Source organism: Sporosarcina sp. P16b (assembly GCF_002743065.1).
Taxonomy (GTDB): Bacteria; Bacillota; Bacilli; order Bacillales_A; family Planococcaceae; genus Sporosarcina.
Genome location: NZ_PDYO01000001.1, coordinates 61,674 through 85,678 on the forward strand (window position 1 = coordinate 61,674; position 24,005 = coordinate 85,678).

At 40.5% G+C, this 24,005-nt stretch carries 22 protein-coding genes; 15 read left to right on the forward strand and 7 right to left on the reverse strand.

Going from position 1 to position 24,005, the window contains the following annotated elements:
* Positions 1 to 4 precede the first annotated feature (4 nt).
* Entirely contained in the window at positions 5 to 3,448 is a 3,444-nt protein-coding gene (locus tag CSV77_RS00330) for a pyruvate carboxylase (RefSeq protein ID WP_099671903.1), read from the forward strand.
* A gap of 102 nt (positions 3,449 to 3,550) precedes the next feature.
* On the opposite strand, the gene CSV77_RS00335 is transcribed toward CSV77_RS00330, so the two are convergent.
* Positions 3,551 to 4,495 (reverse strand): COX15/CtaA family protein, encoded by a 945-nt coding sequence (locus CSV77_RS00335; RefSeq protein WP_099671904.1) that lies wholly within the window; start codon positions 4,493 to 4,495, stop codon positions 3,551 to 3,553.
* Positions 4,496 to 4,868: 373 nt separating this feature from the next.
* On the opposite strand from CSV77_RS00335, the gene cyoE reads away from it, so the two are divergent.
* The 6 genes from cyoE to ctaG all read left to right on the forward strand — a co-directional run bounded on the left by cyoE (position 4,869) and on the right by ctaG (position 10,987).
* The gene (gene cyoE / locus CSV77_RS00340) at positions 4,869 to 5,786 is read left to right on the forward strand and encodes a heme o synthase (protein WP_099632358.1); all 918 of its coding nucleotides are present in this window, start codon (positions 4,869 to 4,871) and stop codon (positions 5,784 to 5,786) included.
* Positions 5,787 to 5,888: 102 nt separating this feature from the next.
* Positions 5,889 to 6,956: a cytochrome c oxidase subunit II gene (gene coxB / locus CSV77_RS00345; RefSeq protein WP_099671905.1), complete on the forward strand. Its 1,068-nt coding sequence runs from the start codon at positions 5,889 to 5,891 to the stop codon at positions 6,954 to 6,956.
* Between the two features lie 33 nt (positions 6,957 to 6,989).
* Positions 6,990 to 8,867 (forward strand): cytochrome c oxidase subunit I, encoded by a 1,878-nt coding sequence (locus CSV77_RS00350; RefSeq protein WP_099632356.1) that lies wholly within the window; start codon positions 6,990 to 6,992, stop codon positions 8,865 to 8,867.
* Positions 8,867 to 9,493, forward strand: coding sequence for a cytochrome c oxidase subunit 3 (locus CSV77_RS00355; RefSeq protein ID WP_099671906.1), 627 nt, complete (start codon positions 8,867 to 8,869; stop codon positions 9,491 to 9,493). The genes CSV77_RS00350 and CSV77_RS00355 overlap by 1 nt, the downstream gene beginning before the upstream one ends.
* Positions 9,493 to 9,840: a cytochrome C oxidase subunit IV family protein gene (locus CSV77_RS00360; protein WP_099632354.1), complete on the forward strand. Its 348-nt coding sequence runs from the start codon at positions 9,493 to 9,495 to the stop codon at positions 9,838 to 9,840. Before CSV77_RS00355 ends, CSV77_RS00360 begins: the two co-directional genes overlap by 1 nt.
* 223 nt (positions 9,841 to 10,063) lie before the next feature.
* Complete coding sequence (gene ctaG, locus CSV77_RS00365; protein ID WP_099671907.1) at positions 10,064 to 10,987, forward strand: cytochrome c oxidase assembly factor CtaG; 924 nt, start codon at positions 10,064 to 10,066, stop codon at positions 10,985 to 10,987.
* Between the two features lie 386 nt (positions 10,988 to 11,373).
* Here ctaG and ytvI read toward each other — a convergent pair whose 3' ends face one another.
* Together ytvI and CSV77_RS00375 are read right to left on the reverse strand one after the other, a co-directional pair.
* A complete protein-coding gene (ytvI, locus tag CSV77_RS00370) occupies positions 11,374 to 12,429 on the reverse strand; it encodes a sporulation integral membrane protein YtvI (RefSeq protein WP_099632352.1) in 1,056 nt (351 codons plus the stop codon).
* A 104-nt stretch (positions 12,430 to 12,533) separates the two neighbouring features.
* The gene (locus CSV77_RS00375) at positions 12,534 to 12,893 is read right to left on the reverse strand and encodes a YugN family protein (protein ID WP_099632351.1); all 360 of its coding nucleotides are present in this window, start codon (positions 12,891 to 12,893) and stop codon (positions 12,534 to 12,536) included.
* 332 nt (positions 12,894 to 13,225) lie between these two features.
* Between CSV77_RS00375 and CSV77_RS00380 the strand changes: the two genes are divergently transcribed.
* Complete coding sequence (locus CSV77_RS00380) at positions 13,226 to 14,242, forward strand: CAP domain-containing protein (protein WP_158231990.1); 1,017 nt, start codon at positions 13,226 to 13,228, stop codon at positions 14,240 to 14,242.
* On the opposite strand, the gene CSV77_RS00385 is transcribed toward CSV77_RS00380, so the two are convergent.
* Positions 14,239 to 14,970: an amino acid kinase family protein gene (locus CSV77_RS00385; RefSeq protein WP_099671909.1), complete on the reverse strand. Its 732-nt coding sequence runs from the start codon at positions 14,968 to 14,970 to the stop codon at positions 14,239 to 14,241. The two genes, CSV77_RS00380 and CSV77_RS00385, sit on opposite strands and share 4 nt — an antisense overlap.
* 111 nt (positions 14,971 to 15,081) lie before the next feature.
* Between CSV77_RS00385 and CSV77_RS00390 the strand changes: the two genes are divergently transcribed.
* Positions 15,082 to 16,494 carry a UDP-N-acetylmuramoyl-L-alanyl-D-glutamate--2,6-diaminopimelate ligase gene (locus tag CSV77_RS00390; RefSeq protein WP_158231991.1) on the forward strand — a complete coding sequence of 471 codons (1,413 nt, stop codon included), beginning with the start codon at positions 15,082 to 15,084 and terminating at the stop codon, positions 16,492 to 16,494.
* A 68-nt stretch (positions 16,495 to 16,562) separates the two neighbouring features.
* Positions 16,563 to 17,006: a YlbF/YmcA family competence regulator gene (locus tag CSV77_RS00395; protein ID WP_099672227.1), complete on the forward strand. Its 444-nt coding sequence runs from the start codon at positions 16,563 to 16,565 to the stop codon at positions 17,004 to 17,006.
* A 151-nt stretch (positions 17,007 to 17,157) separates the two neighbouring features.
* Here the strand turns inward: CSV77_RS00395 and CSV77_RS00400 are convergent, their stop codons facing one another.
* The gene (locus tag CSV77_RS00400; RefSeq protein ID WP_099671910.1) at positions 17,158 to 18,027 is read right to left on the reverse strand and encodes a glycerophosphodiester phosphodiesterase; all 870 of its coding nucleotides are present in this window, start codon (positions 18,025 to 18,027) and stop codon (positions 17,158 to 17,160) included.
* 280 nt (positions 18,028 to 18,307) lie between these two features.
* On the opposite strand from CSV77_RS00400, the gene CSV77_RS00405 reads away from it, so the two are divergent.
* Complete coding sequence (locus CSV77_RS00405; RefSeq protein ID WP_029052395.1) at positions 18,308 to 18,580, forward strand: YlbG family protein; 273 nt, start codon at positions 18,308 to 18,310, stop codon at positions 18,578 to 18,580.
* A 14-nt stretch (positions 18,581 to 18,594) separates the two neighbouring features.
* Here CSV77_RS00405 and CSV77_RS00410 read toward each other — a convergent pair whose 3' ends face one another.
* A complete protein-coding gene (locus CSV77_RS00410) occupies positions 18,595 to 18,990 on the reverse strand; it encodes a DUF7147 family protein (RefSeq protein ID WP_369802709.1) in 396 nt (131 codons plus the stop codon).
* A gap of 71 nt (positions 18,991 to 19,061) precedes the next feature.
* Here CSV77_RS00410 and CSV77_RS00415 point away from each other — a divergent pair, with 71 nt between their 5' ends.
* Genes CSV77_RS00415 through coaD form a run of 3 tightly spaced genes read left to right on the forward strand, consistent with a single transcriptional unit; the run spans position 19,062 to position 21,548 of the window.
* Entirely contained in the window at positions 19,062 to 20,504 is a 1,443-nt protein-coding gene (locus CSV77_RS00415; protein ID WP_099671911.1) for a hypothetical protein, read from the forward strand.
* Positions 20,501 to 21,055, forward strand: a complete 555-nt coding sequence (gene rsmD / locus CSV77_RS00420) for a 16S rRNA (guanine(966)-N(2))-methyltransferase RsmD (protein WP_099632345.1) — start codon at positions 20,501 to 20,503, stop codon at positions 21,053 to 21,055. The genes CSV77_RS00415 and rsmD overlap by 4 nt, the downstream gene beginning before the upstream one ends.
* Positions 21,056 to 21,059: 4 nt before the next feature.
* Entirely contained in the window at positions 21,060 to 21,548 is a 489-nt protein-coding gene (coaD, locus tag CSV77_RS00425) for a pantetheine-phosphate adenylyltransferase (protein WP_099632344.1), read from the forward strand.
* Positions 21,549 to 21,945: 397 nt separating this feature from the next.
* On the opposite strand, the gene CSV77_RS00430 is transcribed toward coaD, so the two are convergent.
* Positions 21,946 to 22,827: a hypothetical protein gene (locus CSV77_RS00430; protein WP_099630832.1), complete on the reverse strand. Its 882-nt coding sequence runs from the start codon at positions 22,825 to 22,827 to the stop codon at positions 21,946 to 21,948.
* Positions 22,828 to 22,954: 127 nt separating this feature from the next.
* On the opposite strand from CSV77_RS00430, the gene CSV77_RS00435 reads away from it, so the two are divergent.
* A complete protein-coding gene (locus CSV77_RS00435) occupies positions 22,955 to 24,001 on the forward strand; it encodes a SepM family pheromone-processing serine protease (protein ID WP_099671912.1) in 1,047 nt (348 codons plus the stop codon).
* Positions 24,002 to 24,005 lie beyond the last annotated feature (4 nt).

A 24,005-nucleotide genomic window follows, 5' to 3' on the forward strand; every position in this document is an offset into this window, starting at 1 on the left:
GTTAGTGGAGAAAAGAGAGATTAAGAAAGTACTTGTCGCAAATCGCGGCGAAATTGCAATTCGTGTTTTTCGAGCGTGTACAGAATTAGGGATCGCGACAGTTGGAATTTATTCAGCTGAAGATCGTGCTTCACTACATCGTTACAAAGCTGATCAATCGTTTATTGTGGGTGAAGGTAAGAAGCCAATTGATGCATACTTGGATATTGAAGGGATAATCGACATCGCAAAAAAAGCAAATGTCGATGCAATTCATCCGGGTTACGGATTCTTAGCGGAGAATGCTCAGTTTGCAGCACGTCTAGAAGAAGAAGGAATTATCTTTATTGGGCCGACGTCTAATCATTTAGAAATGTTCGGTGATAAAGTAAAAGCTAGAGAGCAAGCAATATTAGCTGATATCCCAGTCATACCAGGAAGCGATGGACCGGTTACTTCCGTAGAGGAGGTTGCGGCATTTGGCGAACAGCATAGCTATCCGATTATTATTAAAGCTTCGTTAGGTGGCGGTGGTCGTGGTATGCGAATCGTCGAATCACCGGAAGAAGTGCAGGAGGCTTATAACCGAGCGAAATCCGAAGCGAAATCAGCGTTTGGCTCTGATGAAGTGTATGTAGAGAAATACATTACGAACCCAAAACATATTGAAGTACAAATACTAGGTGATACATATGGGGAGATAGTCCATTTGTACGAACGCGATTGTTCTATTCAACGTCGCCACCAAAAGGTAGTAGAGATTGCTCCTTCTATTTCATTGACTGAAGAACTACGCCATGAGATTTGTAATGCTGCTGTTAAACTATCAAAAAATGTATCCTATATCAATGCGGGTACTGTGGAGTTTTTAGTAGCTGATGATTCTTTCTATTTCATTGAAGTCAATCCGCGTATTCAAGTGGAACACACAATCACTGAAATGATTACAGGAATTGATATTGTGCAGTCACAAGTGCTTATCGCTGCAGGAGAATCCCTTCATTCCGAACGAGTGAACATACCAGCGCAACAAAATATTCCGTTATTTGGTTATGCTATTCAATCACGTGTTACAACGGAAGATCCGTTGAATGACTTTATGCCTGATACAGGAAAAGTAATGGTCTATCGTTCAAGTGGCGGATTTGGAGTTCGTTTGGATACAGGCAATGCGTATCAAGGTTCTGTGATTAGCCCGTACTATGATTCTTTATTAGTAAAGGTTTCAACTTGGGGTTCGACCTTTGGGGATGCTGCAAGTAAAATGCACAGAAATTTGAAAGAGTTCAGAATACGTGGAATTAAAACGAATATACCTTTCCTTGAAAATGTCGTATGTCATGAAAACTTTTTATCAGGCAATTACAATACGAGCTTTATCGATGAAACTCCAGAATTATTTGCGTTTGCTAAGAAACATGATAGAGGCACGAAAGTTTTATCGTATCTTGGAAACGTTACCATTAATGGATTCCCTGGTATCGATGACTCAACACGTCCTGTGTTGCATCCGGTACGTATACCCAAAATTGATGATAGTATGCCGATACAAAAGGGAACAAAACAAATTTTGGACGAGCAAGGAGCAGATGGGTTAGTCGAGTGGGTGTTAAAGCAAGACGATGTACTGCTGACAGATACTACTTTCCGGGATGCACATCAGTCTTTATTGGCTACGCGTATGAGAACAAAAGAATTAACGCAGATTGCAACTGAAAGTGCTCATTTATTACCTGATCTTTTCTCATTTGAGATGTGGGGAGGCGCGACATTTGATGTAGCATACCGCTTCTTGAAAGAGAGTCCGTGGGATCGACTCGAGAAATTACGTAAGCAAGTACCTAATGTCTTATTCCAGATGCTCTTCAGAGGAGCCAATGCAGTTGGTTATACAAACTACCCAGATAACGTCATTCGCGAATTCATAAAAGAATCGGCTGCATCAGGTATAGATGTATTCCGTATTTTCGATAGCTTGAACTGGATCAAAGGTATGGAAGTTGCAATTGACGAAACACGGTCAACAGGAAAGATTGCAGAAGCGACAATTTGTTATACAGGTGATATTCTAGACGACAATCGTGCTAAATATACAGTCAACTACTACAAAGAAATGGCAAAAGAACTCGAATCAGTTGGTGCTCATATATTGGCGATCAAAGATATGGCAGGATTGCTGAAGCCTGAAGCAGCTTATCGTTTAGTATCAGAATTGAAAGCGTCAACAAGTCTGCCAATTCATTTGCATACACACGATACGAGCGGCAATGGTATTTATATGTACGCCAAAGCGATAGAAGCGGGAGTGGACATTGTCGATACAGCTATTGGTTCAATGGCGGGAATGACTTCACAACCTTCGGCCAATTCACTTGCGTATGCAATGCAAAACAGTGAACGTCATGTACGTGCAAATACAGAGTCGTTAGAGAAACTTTCGCATTACTGGGAAGATGTGCGAAAATACTATAAACCTTTTGAAAGTGGCATGAACAGTCCACACTCAGAAATTTATGTACATGAGATGCCTGGTGGCCAATATTCGAATTTACAACAGCAGTCAAAAGCAGTAGGTCTTGGAGAGCGCTGGGAAGAAGTGAAAAAAATGTATTCCCGCGTGAACTTCCTCTTTGGCGATATTGTCAAAGTGACACCATCATCGAAAGTAGTAGGGGATATGGCGTTGTTCATGGTGCAAAATGAATTGGACGAGCATACGGTCATTGCGAAAGGACAAACTATTGATTTCCCAGAATCCGTTATTGAGTTTTTCGAAGGCTCAATTGGTCAGCCATATGGTGGTTTCCCGAAAGAGTTACAGGAAGTAATATTGAAAGGGCGCAAAGCGATCACTGTACGCCCGGGTGAGTTACTAGAACCAGTAAACTTCCAAGACGTTCTAAAAAGGTTGACGGAAAAAATGGAGAAGCCCGCTACAATGCATGATGCGCTCGCTTACGTTTTGTATCCGAAAGTCTTTGAAGAATATATCGAAGTGAGAAAGCAGTTCGATGATGTTTCTGTTATCAATACACCAGAATTCTTGTATGGTTTACGTTTAGGTGAAGAAATCGAGATTGAGATTGAGTTCGGTAAAACACTTATCGTCAAATTGGTGTCGATCGGTGAACCCAATCCTGACGGAACACGCACGCTGTATTTCGAACTGAACGGACAGTCACGTGAGATCATTATCCAAGATTTCCAAGTGGAAACAAGAGATGATACAAAGCAAAAAGCCGATCCGACAAATGAAACGCACATTGCAGCTACTATGCCAGGAACTGTTTTACAAGTTGCAGTTTCAATTGGCGCGAAAGTAAAACGCGGCGAGCACTTGTTAATTACAGAGGCTATGAAAATGGAAACTACGATTCAAGCTCCATTTGCGGGAGTAGTCAAGGCTATATATGCAGGTCCTGGGGATTCCATCTCATCAGGAGACTTGTTGATAGAATTAGACCATTAAAAACAGCTTCCACATGTCGTTAAGACTGTGGAAGCTGTTTTTCTATATACTTATACAAAAAGCGTGTAACAACCTTTAAAACAGTTGTTACACGCCCCTCACTTACTTCTTCTGCCGGCTGCGAGAGACTAGAAGAACTAGATACGTTAATAAGCCAAATAATAAAGTGATGAACAAGGAATGTAGCAATGCGAAATAGAGATTTAATTTAGTCAGTACGACAATCATCCCTGTGGTCGCTTGTGCGAGTACTAGGCCAAATGCGGTAATCCAACCCCAGTAAATAACACGTTGATCACTATAATGTTTAATGGCTTTAACTGCGATGAACCCAATCCATACGACAATCAATGCTGCGGCTAAACGGTGACCCATCTGTATCCACTCATACATATTGTTCGGTAAGCTAAATTCGTTATTCCGGCATAAAGGCCAGTCAGAACATATAAGGCCCGAACTAGTATGACGAACAAGCGCACCCGTGTATATAACAAAGTAAGAATAAATAGTTACGCCAATTGTGTGGAAACGTAATGTTTTGTCTATGCGTATTTTATCTGTATCAAATTTCTGGTCTACTTCAAACACCAATAAAGTCAATAGGAAGACGGACGCAAAGGAAATGAGCGAAATCCCAAAGTGCAAGGCCAAGATAAAATCACCTTGTCCCCATAATACTTGAGCTGCACCGATCAATGCCTGTAGAATCAAGAAAAATACTGCCATGAAAGCTAAAAACTTTGTTTCGCGAACATGACCAAGTGCCCTCCACGACCATATAGCCAGTATGACGATGAAAATACCTACTGAACCTGTAACTATCCGGTGTGAGAATTCAATTAAAACTTCCGCTGTGATGTCGTCAGGAATAAGTTGTCCATTACAACCTGGCCAATGTCTTCCACACCCCATACCGCTGTCGGTTTTGGTAACTAGCGCTCCGCCGAGTAAGATTGCGAGCATTCCAATCGTAGAAGCTACCCCAAACCATTTTAAAAATCTGTTATATCGCAAGTACGAAACACCTTCTTCTATTGAATTGACCATCAAAAGGTCGATTTACGTAAAAAATTGCCTGAATTCCAAAAATGATTATATGGAGATGTATAGCTAAATCTCGATGGTTTCCGCGGAATTGAAGCATCTATTGCAAGCTTTATGATAACGAAAAAATAACAGAAACACAATGCAAGAAGCTAATAAACCACTGATGTATAAGGCTTTTCACAAATTGTTCATAAAATAGTCTCTTTAACTTCACAAATGAGTGCCAGAAATGCATTACTATATAGAAGGTGAATGATAAAGACACAAAGGTTGCATAAACCGCTATAAATTGAGAAATGGTCTGGAAATTCCGGACGATTTTAGATATAGTAGGGATAGGGTCTTTGCTGAAAACTTTGAAAGGAGGGTTATTATGTCAAACGGTCGAACGCTTTCGACAGTTGCAGATCCAAAAGTAGAAACCATTACCTTGTGGAAAGACTTTTTGGCGCTGATCAAAATAGGTATTGTCAACTCGAACTTGATCACTACGTTCACCGGTCTTTTTTTGGCATTTCAATTCACTGGTAAAAGTTTTCTCCATAACTTGGATCTACTGGTATTTGCAATTCTAGGTACTGGATTAATCATCGCATCTTCGGGCGCTATGAATAACTTGATTGATCGCGATATTGATCCCGTCATGTCGAGAACGAAGTCGAGACCGACAGTAACAGGTAGATTTAAAGCTCCCGCTGTGATGACGCTAGCTGTTACATTCCTGCTGGCTGGAGAAGTATTACTATTCTCTGCATCACCTATGGCAGGTTGGCTTGGCATCTTGGGTGTATTCGCTTATGTTGTTTTGTATTCCATGTGGTCTAAACGTAAGCACGTAAGCAATACCGTAGTAGGAAGTCTTTCAGGAGCAATTCCACCCCTAATCGGATGGGCAGCTGTTGATCCTACACTGCCAATGGGAGCGTGGGCGTTGTTTTTAATTATGTTCATATGGCAACCACCGCATTTCTATGCGTTGGCTATGCGTAGAACAGAAGAGTATCGGGCGGCTAACATTCCGATGTTACCAGTAGTTAAGGGGTTTGAGCGGACGAAGAAGTCGATGCTTATGTGGGTATTGCTACTATTTCCACTGCCTTTCTTATTACCACAGCTCGGTACCGGCTTTATAGTATTTGCAACACTGTTGAATGTAGGATGGCTTTATTTATCTATTAAAGGATTTAAGGCCAAGGAAGATTTGAAATGGGCGACGGGAATGTTCGTATATTCTTTAAACTATATGACAATCTTGTTTGTATCCATGATTATTTTCTCTATATTCATCTAACGCATCGGAATTCTTTCTTTAAAACAGGAATTCATCATAAAGGGGCACTCAGTCCTCCAGAGTAGAAAAACATTTTTTTAGAAAGAGAGGTATTAGTTAGCGATGATTAAAGGACTCAAAAAGTGGCGTCTCTTTTCTTTACTAGCGCTTTTCGCTGTGTTCATGGCAGGTTGTGGTAATGAAGAAATTTCAACCTTCCAACCAGCTGGACAAGTCGCTAATGACCAGTTCAAGTTGTTGCTATTAGCATCAGGAATCATGTTACTGGTTATCGTTGTAGTAGTAATTATTTACACTGTTGCATTATTCCGCTTCAGACGTTCCAAGTTGGGTGAAGATCATATACCAGAGCAAGTGGAAGGAAGTCACACACTTGAGCTGATTTGGACATTCATTCCAATCGTATTACTTTTGATTCTTGCTATTCCTACCGTTCACTACACGTATAAATTAGGTGATGTGAAAGCAATGGGAGCAGTTGATGAAGAAGGCAACGCTGAGAATCTAGTAGTAGATGTTACTGCGAAGTTATATTGGTGGGAGTTCGAGTATCCTGATCTAGGTATTGTTACGGCTCAGGAACTAGTAGTACCTACTGATGAAAAAGTTTACTTCAACTTGATCGCAGCGGACGTAAAGCACTCATTCTGGATTCCGTCAGTTGGCGGTAAGCTAGATACGAACGTGGAGAACGTAAATAAATTCTATCTGTCATTTGAGAAAGAATCCGATGGTTTGAAAGATGGCGTCTTCTACGGAAAATGTGCTGAGCTATGTGGGCCTTCCCACGCATTGATGGACTTTAAAGTAAAAACATTACCGAGAGATCAATTTGACAGCTGGGTTACAGCTATGCAAAAAACTGCAGAAGAACCTGTTGTTGCAAATGCTGACGGCGAAAAAGTCTTCTCTCAAAGCTGTATCGGTTGTCACGCAGTTTCAGGTGTAGGTGAATCTGGTGCACAAGGACCAAACTTGGCTTCATTCGGTGATCGTAATCGTGTAGCAGGCTTCCTTGAACACGATGAAGAGAACTTGAAAGATTGGATTCGTGATACACAGAAACATAAACCAGGCAACACGATGCCTTCATTCAGTAAAGATCAAATTTCTGATGAAGACTTAGATGCATTAGCTGAATACTTAATGGGCTTAAAAGTTGCAAAATAATTTTCAAACGGAAATTGAATAGGAGGTAACACAGTGAGTTCAGTTGCTCAAAAAAGTGGCTTTGGCGCAACACTATGGGATTGGCTGACAACAGTCGACCATAAGAAGATCGGAATTCTGTATCTCCTCGGGGGATTATTCTTCTTCGTTCTAGGTGGTATTGAAGCGATGATCATTCGTCTTCAGTTGATAACACCAAACAACGATCTCGTAAGCGCAGGGCTTTTTAATGACTTAATTACAATGCACGGAACGACCATGATTTTCTTGGCAGCAATGCCGATTCTCTTTGGCTTTATGAACGCGATCATGCCGCTTCAAATCGGAGCACGTGACGTAGCGTTCCCATTCATTAACTCATTAGGTTTTTGGATGTTCGCATTTGGTGGTTTATTCCTTAACATCTCTTGGTTATTCGGTGAAGTTCCAGATGCTGGTTGGACATCTTATGCATCGTTATCACTTCACTCACCAGGACATGGTGTTGATTTCTATGCAATCGGTTTACAAATCGCGGGTGGTGGTACGTTGATGGCAGGGATTAACTTCCTTGTAACAATCATTAACATGCGTGCACCAGGGATGACGTATATGCGTATGCCTTTGTTTACATGGACTACGTTTGTTGCGTCTGCAATGATTTTATTCGCATTCCCTCCGTTGACTGTTGGATTGTTCTTCCTAACGTTTGACCGTATGTTTAGTGGTAACTTCTTTGATCATACGATGGGCGGAAACACGATTATCTGGGAGCATATTTTCTGGATTTTCGGTCACCCTGAAGTATATATCTTGATTTTGCCAGCATTCGGTATTTTCTCTGAGATATTCTCTGTATTTTCACGGAAACGTCTTTTCGGTTACACAGCGATGGTATTCGCTACAGTGTTAATTGGTTTCCTAGGCTTCATGGTATGGGCTCACCATATGTTTACAGTTGGTCTTGGGCCGACAGCAAACGCAATCTTCGCGGTAGCGACAATGGCAATTGCTGTACCGACAGGTGTTAAAATCTTTAACTGGTTGCTTACAATTTGGGGCGGTAGTATTAAAGTTACGACTCCAATGCTCTATGCTTTAGGTTTTATTCCTTCATTCGTAATGGGTGGAGTAACAGGTGTAATGCAAGGGGCAGCACCACTTGATTATCAGTTACACGATTCTTATTTCATCGTAGCTCACTTCCACTACGTAATTGTAGGTGGGGTAGTACTTGCCATTTTTGCAGGCCTTCACTACTGGTGGCCAAAAATGTTCGGTACGATTTTGAATGAGTTTTTAGGTAAAATCACTTTCGTATTCTTCTTTATCGGTTTCCACCTGACATTCCTAATTCAACACTGGTTAGGTTTCTGGGGAATGCCACGTCGTGTTTGGACGTTCATGGATGGACAAGGTTGGAACCTTGCAAACTTTATCAGTACAATCGGTGCGCTTTTAATGGCAATTGGATTTACAGTCATGGTAATCAACATCATTATGACAACTGTTAAAAATGAGCGTGTTGGAAATGACCCTTGGGGAGACGGACGTACACTTGAGTGGGCGATTCCATCACCACCACCTTTCTATAACTTCCCTGCAACTCCATTAATCCGTGGATTGGATACATTGTGGGTTGAGAAGATGGAAGGTAGTAAGGAAATGATTACACCAGCTGAACCTATTACGGACATTCATATGCCACACGGTTCAATTATCCCAATGTTGATGAGTCTTGGATTATTCATCGCTGGATTCGGTGCAATGTTCCACCAGGAAACTTCATGGGGATTAGGAGTATTGATCTTTGGTCTTGCTTTCACGTTCGTAACAATGGCAACTCGTTCAGTGAAAGATGACCTTGGTTACTATGTTACAAAAGAACAAATCTTGCAAGATCAAGAAAATTTTAAAAGGGGGCGTAACTAATGGATTTGAATACAAAATTCACCCCTGAAACGTGGCCCACTCATCCAGAGAGAGCTACCTTGGAAGCAAAGAATAAATTCGTTGGCTTCTGGCTATTCCTTGGCGGAGAGACAATTCTCTTCGCTACGTTGTTCGCAACGTATATGGCTTTAAAAAACAAAGGCCCGAGTGGCTTTGGTTTCACAACGCAAGAACTATACACATTGCCGTTAGTATTTGTGATGACTATGCTTCTTTTAACATCGTCACTTACAAGTGTCTACGCAATGTATCACTTGAAGAGTTTCAACTTCAAAAAAATGCAACTATGGTTAGGTCTAACAGCATTATTAGGACTTGGATTCTTGATGTTAGAAGTATATGAGTTCTCTCATTACGTTCAAGAAGGATTTACTTTCAGTAATAGTGCGTTCAGTTCCGCGTTTTACACATTGGTAGGAACACACGGGTTCCACGTAGCAATTGGTTTAGTATGGGTCACTTTGTTGATCTTCCGTAACTCAAAGCGTGGATTGAATTTGTATAACGCAACTAAATATTATACATTTTCACTTTATTGGCACTTCATTGACGTAGTTTGGGTATTCATCTTTACTGTAGTCTACTTGATGGGAGTGGTCGGTTGATGTCAGAAGTTCAAATGATTAAAAGATCTCCTGCAGAACAGTCACTGTCTCAACGTCGAGCAAAAGAATCAATGCGCAGCCAAATTGCGATGTTTGCGCTGATGATTTTCTTAACACTTGTATCATTTTCTATGGTGTTTGCTCATCTAAATGACGTTGCTGGTTTCTCGAAATTTTTTGTTATTCCAACATTATTCCTCTTTGCAGCTGTACAAGTTGGTCTTCAACTATACTACTTCATGCATATGAATGAAAAAGGACATGGCGTACCACAAATGTTTATGTTTACAGGTGCAATGTTAGGATTCTTAATCCCACTAACATTTGTAACAATCGTTTGGTGGTAAGCAATAGAAAGGGCTTATGGATTCTTCCATAAGCTCTTTTTCTATTCACTTTTAGATGAAATTGTCAAAGTTCGTACATTGAGTTATGAGCTATATGCTCGTATAATAGGCATAGGTAAGAACTTTGTCGACTTCGTGCTGTGATCGAATATCAATTGTAAATAACTCTGTATTACACACAGAATAGATTTAGTGGGTTAATTATTAAAGGAGAGTGATTGTTTTGCCGTTAAGTATTTTTGGTTTTAGGGCTTTGTGGAGTCCTTATTTCTTAATAGCCATAGCACTTGGAATTGTTCTATATTATCTCATAACGGTTAAATGGCGAGATCGATTTGAGGGGTCACAGCCGTTAACGAAACGACAGGCCGTGTATTTTTTAGCTTCCATGCTGTTACTGTATATTGTCAAGGGCTCACCCATGGATTTAATCGGTCATATTTTATTTTCTGTCCATATGGCTCAAATGGCTATATTGCTTTTGATTGTAGCACCGTTCTTCATAATTGGCATACCGAACTGGGTATGGGAAAAACTTTTATCATTCACGATGTTCAAGAAAGTATTCATGCTATTAACTAAACCGCTCGTTAGTTTATTACTGTTTACATTTATGTTTTCGATGTATCACTATCCACTCATTCTGGATCAAGTGAAGTTGAGTTTGCCTTTACACACGCTGTTCACTATCACACTGTTCTTCTCTGCTATTTGTCTTTGGTGGCCAGTAGTGAATACAGTAAAAGGACAACCGCAACTACACGGTTTGAAAAAAATAGGATATGTAATATTGAGTGCATTGCTCATTACACCTGCTTGTTCGTTAATCATCTTCGTGGACGTACCGGTGTATGAATCGTATAGCAGTGGTGAAGCATGGCTGCAAGCGATGGCACTCTGTGTACCAAGCGGAACTTTAGCAGGTCTGTCTGGCCTTGGCATCTCGGGACCTGAACTATTCACAAATATGCCTACGCTGTATGATCAGCAATTAGGTGGAATCTTGATGAAAGTTATTCAAGAACTTGTTTATGTAGTCGTTATTGGCCGCATTTTCTATAGCTGGTCAAAGTTTGAAAAAGAAAATGCGGATGAAATTACACGAAAAGATTTACTCAAACGTCATAACTTAACTATGCATGGCTGATTGTGCAAGAGGGAGTTAGCGAGTAATAGGACTACCCTCAGCCCATCGGTACTATTTTCATCAGCTTATCTTCTATTTTGGTCGCGATTGGATGGTAGTTGATACGGCAAAGAAAAATGGGAGTATACCAAAAAACCATGTTACATCTGCTATCTGATTTTTTACAGTCATTACAAGGATCGTCATGTGCTTGTTGCTGTATGTCTTCAAGAAAAGTAGAGAAACAATTTCTGTATGTAAAGTGATTCGTAGTATTTCATATTTCATTTTTAGACTGAAGCCATACCCTAAAGGGAGGGCTTCAGTCTTTTATATCTAGCAAATTCATAAAGTCGTACGTTGTATATACGAAAAGGGATACCTCCATGGAGATATCCCTTTTCGTTTTAAATCTTGAAATTCAGTTTAATGATGCCTGCTTCTCTCGCTGTATTAAAAAGTATGACGAGCAATGGTCCAATGAAGAAACCGAGAATACCGAAAAGTTTCAAACCGATGAACATTGCAATCAAAGTAGGTAATGGAGACAATCCGATTTGTGAGCCCATTACTTTTGGTTCGACTGTTCTTCTGATAATCAAAAGGATTGCAGCTAATATAGCTAATTTTGTCCCCATTGCGATATCGCCTGAAACATACTGGTAGATCGACCAAGGCGCGAGAATTATAATCGAGCCGAGTATCGGAATGATATCAATAATCCAGATCACCAACGCCATCACTACTGCATATTTAGGAATGATTACGAGTAAGCCTATAAAGGAAACGGCTAGAATAATTAAGCTGACCAGCAATTGGGCTTTAACGAATCCTACTATGACGAAACGTAATCTGTTCATCATATAGTGGACTTTTTCTGCAGTAGCTTCAGTTAAATGAAAGTAAAAAGTTTTCTTCAAGTTTGGCAATTCCAACATGAACAAAAATAAAGCGATCATGAACACAATAAAGCTAACAAGGAAATTGGGGATATCCGATATTATGGCTAAAATTCGATCGTAACTTAAAAGTGTAATGATTGAAATCCGAATGGATTCGATAATTTCATTGAATTCGTTCTCCAGCATAGCCAAAATATCTTCGGGCATGCCTACTGTGTACTGAAATAGCTTGCTTTGCGTGTTAATCCATACACTTGAGAGAGAATTTAAGTGATTCGGAATCTCTTTTGTAAAATTAACTATTTTTCCGATGAGTGTAGTGACGGTATAGAAAAGAACAAGCACACTAATTCCAACAAATACGATAAAATTCACAATAACAGAAACTTTACGCTTCCACTTAAATCGTATTTCTACCCATTTAACAAGGGGATCTAAGAATAGTGCCGTAAGCAAAGCCAAAATAATAGGAATGGAAACGGGTAAAATAAAGAATATAATAACCAATAGTACGATGATACCGAATGCAATCATGATATTACGTTTTGTGAGCAATTTCAAAAGTGATCGTCCTCCACATAGATACTGTTTTTATTATAACCAAATTAGTGGAGTAATAGTAGAAAAAGCCGAAGAACATTTAGCTCTTCGGCTTTCCCATATCATTACAAACTATATTGCTTTAACTCGTCATATACCTTCTTTAACGTTAGTTCGCAATCCTTAACTAAGCTAGCAGGGAAGTCTTCTTCTTCGCCATACTCAACGCCGTGTGGGTAGTAGTGCTTTCCTAGAACAGGTTGCTTTAGACGAACCGTAGCTTTTCTACCATCGATATCGCCCTCAACCAGATCGCCGAAGACGCGCAAGTAGTATGTACCTTCTTTAACAATATACTTCTTATCGAAAGTTACACGTTCATAATCCCATTGTCCATCAATTTCAAGATTGTTCTTATTCATAATTTCTTCCATTACTCGTAAATCTGCTACAAGGCCTTTAAGGCCAATATTTTCAACATACATCTGTATATCCCCCTCTATGTTCGTCCTGACGAATACGTATACTATTATATCATAAAACAAATCGTTTTTAGTTGCAATGACAACATTGTGTCAACGCTTTCTTTCCTGTCCGATATAGGTGACTATAGTGTGTGTCTTCTGTACAATATAAGAATGTTACCAATTTAGAATTGATGTTCATTTTGAATAAATATTCACCGCAAAATGAATTCTTGTAATATGTAATATTATTATAGGAGTAGTATATAAAGAGTGGAAAGGAAGATAACATGTGGAGAGTAGGATGGAAGATTCTTGTTTTGCTTTTGATCGTAATGGGAGTCTTTTATTTCATGACTGATAAAATAAGTGAAAATTTGCCCCTAGAGTCACCGGTACAGCATGGTTCACCGATTGCCGTTCCTGAAAAAGGTCCATCGATAGGCGGAGAAGGTATGCCGAGACCCAATGAAGGCATGTCAGTACTTGTTGGGCAAAAAATTAATAAGCTGGAAGAACAATTTGGTAAACCTTCAAGGATTGAACCATCGAGTTTTCAGTACGAATGGTGGGTTTATACGGAAGAACCGCGTTTTATGGCAGGGGTTTTGAATGGCAAAGTGAACCAAATATATACTGCTGATCCTACAACAGATTTAGCTCCGTTTAAAATCGGACAAAACGTACAGGATATTCACCGCTTTACGCCAATTGAATCCGAGATTGACGTGACGATTAATGAAAATATTTATACATTTTCGTTAAATAGTGAAGATATTAAGAATCGGCTTCTTATACCCTATGAGAATTTGTATGTACAATTATATATAGATCAAGTAGATGGCGGGATCGAAGGTGTACGGTTCATCAATCCGACTACTTTGGTGAAACATCAGCCTTATGACATGACCTATCTTGGAGAAATGATGGAAGCGCCAAAGCCTTCATCTACTGTTCAGACTGAAGTGGATCGCGCGATGGAGCGACAGACATTTGAATTGACTAACCAATTGCGTGAAGGCCATCAACTGCCTCTTTTATCATATAATGATAAGCTGGCCACACTTTCAAGAAAGCATAGCCAGGAAATGATATTCCGTAAATATAGTTCTCATGATGAAGGACCTGGGGAAGTGTTTGCTGATCGATTAAAAGATGTTGGACTAACACCAAGCAAAGCAGGCGAAAACATAGCGTTTAATTATATTGATGCCATTGAAACTGTACATGGTTGGTTAAATTCTCCAAAACACCGGGATGTCTTACTGAATCCGAATTTCACGCATACCGGCATTGGTGTTTATAATAAATACTATACTCAGTCATTTATGGCGCAGACTGAATCGGAAAACTCCATACATGACGACTAAGGAAGAATCCATGTACCTTCCTCATTTGATGCGATGCCTCGTATATGAAGAGGCATCGCATTTTGCTTTGCATACACTGCTGCTTTTTCCTGAATAATGGGTCGATTACATTTTAGTAATGGAAGAAATTCATCGAATGTGAGTCTATCAAAACGCTTATAATCAGAAGTAGTATGAGGATCTGCTGACATGACGCCTGGTACATCTTTGAAAAACTCTACATGATGAGCTTGCAATGCAGAGGCTAATGCGATCGCTGTCAAATCACTGCCACCTCTACCGAGAGTCATAAACTTTCCTTGTACATTCATTCCTTGAAAACCGGGGACGATGATACATGAGTGCGTTTGAAGTGTACTGACAATATGTGTACTGTTAATTTTATCAATCGTTGCGTTACAGAAATCTCCCGATGTGCGAATGCCTGTATTTTGTCCATAGACAATTGTGTTATCTATACCTTCTGTAGATAATTCTGCAGATAATACAGCTGAAGCGATTAATTCACCGCATGCAGCGGCCAAGTCTCTGGCTTCCCCGGATTTTGAGAAGGAGTCCGTAAGAGTAAGTAAATTGTCTGTGGAATAGGCGTCGCCCCCTCTACCCATTGCAGAGACTACAACGATGACGGCACGGTATTTCGACAACGCTTGTCGAATATGCTGAATACACTTGGTACGTTGTTGTTGATTCTGCATGGCAATTCCGCCAAACTTCTGGATAATCATAGAATCCCAACTTTCTTCGTGACATTCTTCTTACGCCTTTCATAGAATACTTTATGCTTCGTTTCATTATATTCTCTGAAGAATAAAATGTTCGGGAAGGGGCGGGAGACCTTGCTTTTATCTGAATTACTAAAAGATTGGCCATGCACTATTTTACAGGGTTCAATTCGGCGAACGATCGATGGGATCACGGAATCTTCAAAGAGGGTCAAGAAAAACTATGTATTTGTAGCAAAGAAAGGCGTTAAGACAGATGGCATGATATTTATTGAAAAAGCGATAACAAATGGAGCCAAAACGTTGGTAATCGATCGAGATAACCTAGATCGAACACGCATACCAGAAGAAATTACGGTCGTTCTGATTCCTGATAGTTCGCTATTTATTTCCTATGCAAGTGCGAAGTTTTCAGATAACCCGGCTGAAGAATTATGCATCATTGGCATTACGGGAACAAACGGTAAAACTACAGTCAGTCACTTTACCGGGCAATTATTAAAAGAACTCGGACATAAAACAGCTGTTATAGGAACGACGGGTCTTTATATTGACGGTAAGCTCACAGAGACGATTCGAAATTCTATGACGACGATGCCGGCTGAACAATTACATCCTTTTTTACGTAAATGTATTAAGCAACAAGTGACCCATATTGTTCTTGAAGCGTCTTCAATTGGGTTATCCACCAATCGTTTAGCGCACTGCCCGTTAACTGTTGGTGTTTTTTTGAATATTGGGATGGATCATTACGCAGAACATGGAGGTAGGCAGCCATACATCGATGCCAAGAAACTACTCATTCCATTGGCTGATCAGCTTGTGATGAATGAAGATGACGAGACGTGTCGTGCTATAGGAGAGGAATTAACTACACCACCAATTTATTTTAGCAGTCGACATATTCATGGCACGCAACAACAAAAGGTTCTACTTGCTAATCAAGGTCATCATAACGAAATGAATGCAAGAGCGGCTATAGGAGCTCTCATGGCACTCGGTTATTCATTACGCGCAATAACCCCCCATTTGCATGCTTTGCGTCTTCCAACTGGACGTCTGGAGAAATACGAAGAAGCGGGTATTGAAGTGTATGTAGACTATGCTCACACACCAGACGCTTTGCAAGCGGTGTTGGAAGCCTTGTCTGAGTCCTCCAAACGGTTGATTACTGTATTTGGATGTGGTGGAGGGAGAGATCGTCAGAAGCGTCCACAAATGGGTGCGGTAGCGGCTCACTACAGTTCACACGTAATTTTGACTTCAGATAATCCAAGAATGGAAGATCCGTCACAAATTATTGTGGATATTTTGGCAGGCATGGCGGGATTTGCTACGCCTGTAGAAATCTTCATCGACCGTCACCAGGCAATCCAATACGCTGTCACACAAGCACAGCCTGGCGAGATTGTGCTCATTGCAGGGAAAGGACATGAACAAATCCAGCAAATAGAGAATCAGACGACGCACTTTTGCGATATGGAAGAAGTAAAAAAATCATTTTGTAATCGAAATGCCAAAAAGTAAAAGTCTAAATGAATAGTCGAGGAACTAATTTTTTGTTATGATAGTTGTGATAGGAGGTGCGGCAATTGGTGATGATGACAGATGAGTGGATGCGAGTCATCGATATGGCGGAAGAACTTTCCGATGTGCTGCTGTGTTCTGAAGTGGTGAAAACCTATCAAGACGCACATAACCGTGTATATTCAAACGTCGATCTGCGAAAAAAGATCATGGATTTCACTAAAATGAAAGAACAATATGAGGATGTGCAGCGTTTCGGGCGCTATCATCCAGACTATAAAGTAATTATGAAGGAAATTCGACTTCAAAAGCGTGAACTGGATTTGCAAGATGAAGTGGCTGCCTTGCGTCTGGCTGAAAATGACGTACAGGATCTGTTGGACGAAATTGGTATCTTGATTGGCCGGTCTGTTTCAGAAGCCGTGAAAGTACCAGCAGGCGACGGCACATTCTCTAACAGCTCTTGTGGCGGAGGTTGTGGTTCAGGCGGTAGCTGTTCTTGTTCGGCATAAATTATTTCATAAGAATGAGTAACCCCCTGCGGAAACAAATTTGCAGGGGGTTACTTTTTAAATAAAGTTAGTATCAAAGGAGCAGGCAAACGTTAAGTAGCATTTTGCGTGAAAACATGTCCACAGTAAGCATTCTAGTCACTTTGAGTCTTTAGTTTTCATTAAAGAATGTCAACAATTGTTTTGGATAACTGGTTATGAAACCATCGGCGTCCAATTTGGCTAGTTTTGGAAGTTCATCCGTTTCATTCAATGCGTAAAATACAGTTATATTGAGATCTTGTAAAAAGCGGACGAAGCCTTCTGAAGCAAGTGGGAACATACCAAGTTTTTCAGGCAGGCAGAATAGATCTGCGTTTGGCCGGTACAGATGACCGAACTTGCTCGTGTAAGCGACGTATGCTTTTTTTATTTCTTCACTTCCTGCACCTAAAGCAACAGAATTCTGCGCATACAGATTAAATCGATCGATTTGTTCATCGTATTGACTCGTCACTACAACACGTTCAGTAGCATCCATCTCTTTTAATAATCTCCACAGTTTGGAAGGGATTAAACTACCTTCATATATTGTAGGGCAATCATTCATAGAGACGACAAGTAAAAGATGGGGGAACTTTTCCAACAGTTCACGTAACGACACACTAGATAAATCACTATGCAAAGTATCAAGATCATGGGCATTATGATGTTTTGTCAGGATTTCATCTACCGCAGAGTCGGCTATTTCATTGGAAAGCAAAAGTTCTCGGTTAGGCACTAAAAGAATGTCTTCATCTTTCGTGAGTTGTATATCGACCGCGAATCCGTGAACACCTAAATCAGCAATCTCGGTATAAGCGGTAAGTGGGTCAACTTCTGTATTTTGGCACAGTTGTGCATCGGTTAAAATAGCTACTTCAGAAAAACTAAGCGCTTTCTTTTCAGCACGTGGTTCTTGTTTTGCTATCACTTTTGTAGCCGCCCATGCAGCCACACTTGCAGCTCCGACAGTTAATGCAACGTTTGTTTTCCTTCCCAATCTAAAACCTCCCCAATACTATAATGAGTTTTCACATTTTTGTTTAGCGATGTTTATACTTCAACTGAACAGAAAATACTTGTATCCAAGCATCTTGTAAAAAACAAAACAGCTTGGATTCAGATAAATGTCTTCTTAAGTGTAACCTATTCCAGAGAAGGTGTGCAAACAAAGATTGAGGACGGGCCTGGTTTCATATATACGCAAACATTTCATATGCAAGGTTGCAGGACTTTTCTCACCTATGGTATTGTATGAAGTAAGAAAGAGGGGGAGAATCATGATTGATCGACAAGGCATAATTGTCTATCTCCATCATTTAAAACAAGCAAAATCATTGCGCAAATTCGGGCATGTTCATTATATTTCTAAACGAATGAAATACGTTGTGCTTTACTGTGACATGGAAGACGTGGAAACGACAATCACTAAGTTGGAGCGTTTATCGGCTGTACGGAAAGTATTGCCTTCACAGCGTCCCTTTGTTAGCACGATATATGAAAATGCAAAGCCGGATAAAGCAAAAGAATACGATTATAAAACAGGTTTGTAACTTGCTGCCGCTTATTAATTTAGCGGCGGCAACAAGTGGTTTAAGCGTAAGATACCAGTAATATATTGGTAAAATAGCTCGTTCTCAGCAAATTCAGTTGAATGTTTTATTTCAACTTTGACAGGCTTTTTATTTAGCGACTCAGCATGCTCAACAAACAAGTCATAACGTTTCGATGGTTTGTCCGCAGAATAACGAATTCCTTCCCTGCAAATATAGATCGGCATGAAATGATTGTTTTCAGTTGCCGGTGTAAGAGAAACTGCTAATGACAATTGTTCATTAGATTTATATTTGGATGAAAAAATATAGGACTTATGAATTCGGTCGGCGTTTGTAGACATGATTTCGAGTAATTCATAGATGTCGCTATAGCCTTCCCCTAGTTCGATAAAACGTTGTTGGATCATAATCAAGCGCTTCCTTTCAGGCGATTAGTAATGGTTCGTGTCCATCATACCATGTGATGAGGTGTTGTACGTTGAAAGTTATTATAAGGATTTTATTTCTTTTGGCGGCAGTAAACGGAGGACTCGTTTATTTGCATTACAGCCAATCGGCCAATGCAAAGGGAGAAGGCGCGAATTCAAATACGTATCGTCAGGAAATCGAAGTCATCAATCGAGCGGATGGATTGTACATTCGTCACCACTTTTATAACTTGTCAGATGGTAGACACGAGATTATCTGGCCGAAAGGAAGTGTGGAGCACGGATGCGAAACTGAGGACTCCTCCGCATGCGCTCGACTCAATGATTCTCTTGTGGCATTTGAAGAAGGTGAAAGTGGTCAACAATCCGTTCAGTATAAATTGCTGAAAAAGAAACCGCTTACCGAGCGTAAACTATTTAAGGAGCCATTTGTGGTTCTTCGGGAGGCAAAGCCACTCACGACAGTTCTTCACGTGACAGATGAGCAAGGTATTGGTGGCATGTGGGTGTCTGGATTGGAACGTGTAGGAAAGGCAAATAAAGAGCGTATTACTTATCGTTTATATCGTGGCGTAGGATTTGTTAATGAGCTGTATTGGCAGAAACAGGACGTGCCACTTGCGTACTCTTCAAACAAGCTGACAATCTTCGGTGAAGGTATCGATAAAAAGTATAATGACCGACTGGTTAAAATGCTAGAAGCTATCGGCGGGAATCATATAAGTGTAGTGTTAGCTTCAAGTAATCAGCCGTTGTATGCGGAACGCTTTATTATAGAGAAAACGGACAATATGTCGCAAGTAATAAAACAAGTAGCCAGAATGAGTGTCCAGTCGCGTTTCACTTTCCAAACGGACGAGCCGTCCATAAGCAGTATGATAGCCTCTATACTTGTAGACGAGCCTATCGGAACAAAAGCGGAACAAGCAGCATTTACTCGTTTGAAAGAATCCATCTCTGCAGAGCAATACCAACAATTCCGTCAAAACATTCAGGAGACAATAGGTAAAAAAATATCTTCATCCGATTTGGATCGGTCGTTATCAAAGATACTAGCGTTCGACACGCACTATTTTCATAAAACGATGAAGGAGCAGCGGTATACCTATCCTTTTTTGTTATTGGATCCACGGACTGTATGGCTTGATGGGGAAGAAGTTCCGGAAGTGAAGGTACTAGTACAGGATGGTAAAAGTTTTTACCCTGCAGAAGAATTATTGTCCAAAATGGGCTATTCGATTCGTTCAAACGAGCAGTCGATTTATTTCGACAGTCCAAATCGCACCTATCGTTTTTCTAAAGTACAACCTTTCTACATTATGAATAATCGCAAATATGATTATACGGAAAAGCCTTATATCACAATCAATAAAACGTTATACTTTGATGAAAATTGGTTGCGCCGAATCTTCTTAGTGTTAATTGATAAATCGGATGAAACTATTTCTATCGAACAAATTGAAAAGTTACTAAAGGAGATGGAAAAAGAATGAGAGTCATTTCCGGTTCGAGAAAGGGTACGTCATTGAAATCCTTACCCGGGACGTCTACGCGACCGACATCAGACAAGGTAAAAGAGTCTATTTTCAATAAAATCGGTCCTTACTTCGATGGAGGAACTATTGTTGAGTTATTTGGCGGTAGTGGCTCCGTTGCCATTGAAGCGTTATCAAGAGGGATGGAACAGGCTATTGTATTTGAAAAGAATCCTAAAGCGTGTGCTATTATCAAAGTAAATACAGAAAAGTGCCGAATGGAAGAATGTCTGCGGATTGAAAAAAAAGATGCACGACAGGCAGCAGCGATTCTTAAGCAGAAAGAAGTCTCTATTGATCTGCTATTTGTAGACCCCCCCTATGCAACGGTTGAATACTATGATGTAATTAAAGATGTAATAACACAAGGGTTGCTAGCGGACGATGCAATTATTATTTGTGAACATGATAAACACATAGACTTGCCTGAACACTACGATACATATGGTCAAATCAGTTCCGCTGTTTATGGAAGTACTGCTATTACGATTTACAAGAAAAGAGGCTAACGACATGACACAAATCGCAATCGTACCGGGAAGTTTCGATCCGGTAACGAATGGACATTTAGATATTATAGAAAGAGCAGCAAAAACATTCCAAGAAGTCCGTGTTGCCGTAATGAATAACTCTTCAAAAAAACCGTTATTTACAGTGGAGGAGCGTGTTGCTTTGATTCAGGAAGCGATATCGAAATATGACAATGTCAAGATTGATACTTCTGCAGGACTGTTGATAGATTATGCACAAGAAGTTAACGCTTCGGTCATAGTTCGTGGGTTACGCGCCATTTCGGATTTTGAGTATGAAATGCAAATCACATCGATGAACCGGGTACTGGATGAAAGTATTGAAACATTCTTCGTGATGACAAAGAGTCAGTATTCGTTCCTTAGCTCAAGCATGGTCAAAGAAGTGGCACGTTACGCTGGAGATGTCTCCACGCTCGTACCCCCCCATGTCAATGTAGCTCTGATGAGAAAGTTCGGAAAGTTAGGATAAATAATTAAAAAATGATAAAAAAGGCTGGGACAAAACCACAAAAGGTATGAAGGAGAAGACACCTTCATACCTTTTTTAATTCACTGAAACTTATTTATAAAGTTTAATTAGTTAGTAATCAAGAGCGTATCGAGGCGGAAAAAGGTCGACTCCTGCGAGATTCAGCGCGAATGTTGAGGCCCCGCAGGTAGCGAGAGCCGTTACGAGCATGTATTTGCACTTAGCGACGAGGAGGCTCAAGCGCGCCTTTTGTAGCGTAGGGGAACGGACTGTTTTTTAAGTTATGTCCCAGCCACCTTTTGTGTAGCAGTAAGTTTACCAACGAACACTTCCCTTTGAAGCGCACATGCTCTCCCAAACAACTAGACGTGTCACAGCAGTAGTTTTCAATACTTGCTCAATAAATCCAAATGAACAATACAGGGACGAGTAACGTATTCCAGACCCTTGCAAACACGTAAGGAAGTATGCGAATACCAGCGCTCCTCGCGATCGTCATAACCTGCATATGAATACTCATACCGTTGATCGAAAGGATAGCCGCAATGAGCATCGGATAAATCGCATCATCGGCAAAATGCTCGGTAGCCGACTGGACACCTGAAGTCATCTCGAACACTGCGAGCAATAAAGTTTTGGTAACGCCCATATCCACAGTGATGATAGAAGATATGGAATGCGAAAGCACATTACTGAGGGAAGAGAAGAAAATGACCGTTGTGGCCACTAACAATATGACGGATGAACTGTCTTTAATAGAGCGCAGCAAAGGTGACGTTTTATGTTGTTGGGGGATGAATGGGACAGATGGCTGCTGATGCCGACTTCCCACAAGCGACATGGCCAATATGAAAAACACGATATTAGCCAGATGAATGGCGAGCAACAATTTCCAACCACTTGTCGTGCTGCCGAATAATTCGTTACCCACAAAGCCAATAATGAACATAGGTCCTGGTGCATGACAGGATGCGACAAGCAAACAACTTTCAGCGGCAGAGATCTCTCCATTTTTTTTCATTTCGCTAACGGTCACAGCTCCTACCGGAAAGCCTCCAAATGAACCTAGCACATAAGCTTTTATGTAACGACTCCATTGACTAGTGCCTTGTTTGCTAGGCATTTTCAATAACCACTGCGTTAAAATAATATATGGTAGCAAATAGGGAAGTAACGCATGAGTGAATAATTGGATGCCTGAAATGGCTCCTTCATGTGCGACATCTGGTTGCAAAATAAATAAAATAATTAGCGCCCAGATGAAGAGTACGTTACTCATTGTTCAATACGGCAGGGTCGTAAATAAAAAGCATCTGTCGCACTCCTTCCTAATTTTTGAAATACAAGAAAATCTACCGTAATATATATGTAGTATTCGTACAGGCTATTAATGGAGGTGAGCTTTTATGAACATGCGTAAGTGGGGAATCGCTGCGGTAATCCTACTAGTAGTGGCTTTTTTAGCACTTTATCCGTTAGATATGTATATTTCTCGACCCGGCGGAGCTTATGATTTGGCGCCACTCGTAGAAGTAGTAGGCGGAGATACTGACGATGTAGGAACATTTAGCTTGATGACAATTGCGATTGGCAAGGCGACACCTGTAACGTACGCTTGGTCAAAAATTTCAGATAAAATGAAGTTGTTGCCGGCCACGCAAGTGAGAAGACATGGTGAAAGTGATGCGGAGTATGGAGTGCGTCAGAAAAAAATGATGGCTGATTCTAAAACACATGCCATATCGGTAGCATTTGAGAAGGCAGGATTACCTATCAATAGAAAATTCACGGGAGTCTTTGTTGCAGGTGTATTACCGACAGGAGCTTCTGCAGGAAAGCTCGAAGTAGGAGATATCATTCGATCGATTGATCAACTAAAGCTTGCTTCAACAGAAGCATTTATGCGTGAAATCGGTGATATGCATGAAGGTCAGAAAGTGCATCTGCAAGTACAACGTGGACAACAGCTGTTGGATGTTCCGGTAGAATTAAAAGAACTTCCGGGGACGGACGGACGAGTAGGTCTTGGAATAGAGTTTGAAGAACAGATTAAATTGGAGACAGAACCAAAGGTTGATATACGTACAGAAGAAATCGGTGGGCCTTCAGCGGGTTTAATGTTCACACTGGAATTGATGAACCGCCTAGTGGATGTCGATTTAACGAAAGGCTATACTATCGCAGGGACTGGCGAGATGCATGAAGATGGGTCAGTGGGACGAATTGGTGGAATTGATTTTAAAATCATAGCAGCTGATCGTCAAGATATGGAGATATTTTTCGCGCCTGACGATGAATTACCGGAGGAAGTGAAACAGAAGAATCCGCAGCTTCTCTCAAATTATGAAGAAGCGAAAGCAACTGCGGATAAAATTGGCACAAAGATGAAAGTTGTACCGGTCAAAACGATTGACGATGCACTAAGTTATTTGGAAAAACTACAGGAAAAGTGAGTCA

Bases quoted from the DNA above. Each gene is read 5' to 3' on its own strand.
- coaD (WP_099632344.1), top strand. From the start codon at position 21,060: ATGACACAAATCGCAATCGTACCGGGAAGTTTCGATCCGGTAACGAAT.
- CSV77_RS00410 (WP_369802709.1), bottom strand. From the start codon at position 18,990: ATGATCCAACAACGTTTTATCGAACTAGGGGAAGGCTATAGCGACATC.
- CSV77_RS00360 (WP_099632354.1), top strand. From the start codon at position 9,493: ATGTCAGAAGTTCAAATGATTAAAAGATCTCCTGCAGAACAGTCACTG.
- CSV77_RS00375 (WP_099632351.1), bottom strand. From the start codon at position 12,893: ATGTATGTTGAAAATATTGGCCTTAAAGGCCTTGTAGCAGATTTACGA.
- coxB (WP_099671905.1), top strand. From the start codon at position 5,889: ATGATTAAAGGACTCAAAAAGTGGCGTCTCTTTTCTTTACTAGCGCTT.
- CSV77_RS00405 (WP_029052395.1), top strand. From the start codon at position 18,308: ATGATTGATCGACAAGGCATAATTGTCTATCTCCATCATTTAAAACAA.
- CSV77_RS00385 (WP_099671909.1), bottom strand. From the start codon at position 14,970: ATGATTATCCAGAAGTTTGGCGGAATTGCCATGCAGAATCAACAACAA.
- CSV77_RS00430 (WP_099630832.1), bottom strand. From the start codon at position 22,827: ATGAGTAACGTACTCTTCATCTGGGCGCTAATTATTTTATTTATTTTG.
- rsmD (WP_099632345.1), top strand. From the start codon at position 20,501: ATGAGAGTCATTTCCGGTTCGAGAAAGGGTACGTCATTGAAATCCTTA.
- cyoE (WP_099632358.1), top strand. From the start codon at position 4,869: ATGTCAAACGGTCGAACGCTTTCGACAGTTGCAGATCCAAAAGTAGAA.
- CSV77_RS00380 (WP_158231990.1), top strand. From the start codon at position 13,226: ATGACTGATAAAATAAGTGAAAATTTGCCCCTAGAGTCACCGGTACAG.
- CSV77_RS00355 (WP_099671906.1), top strand. From the start codon at position 8,867: ATGGATTTGAATACAAAATTCACCCCTGAAACGTGGCCCACTCATCCA.
- CSV77_RS00435 (WP_099671912.1), top strand. From the start codon at position 22,955: ATGAACATGCGTAAGTGGGGAATCGCTGCGGTAATCCTACTAGTAGTG.
- CSV77_RS00335 (WP_099671904.1), bottom strand. From the start codon at position 4,495: ATGGTCAATTCAATAGAAGAAGGTGTTTCGTACTTGCGATATAACAGA.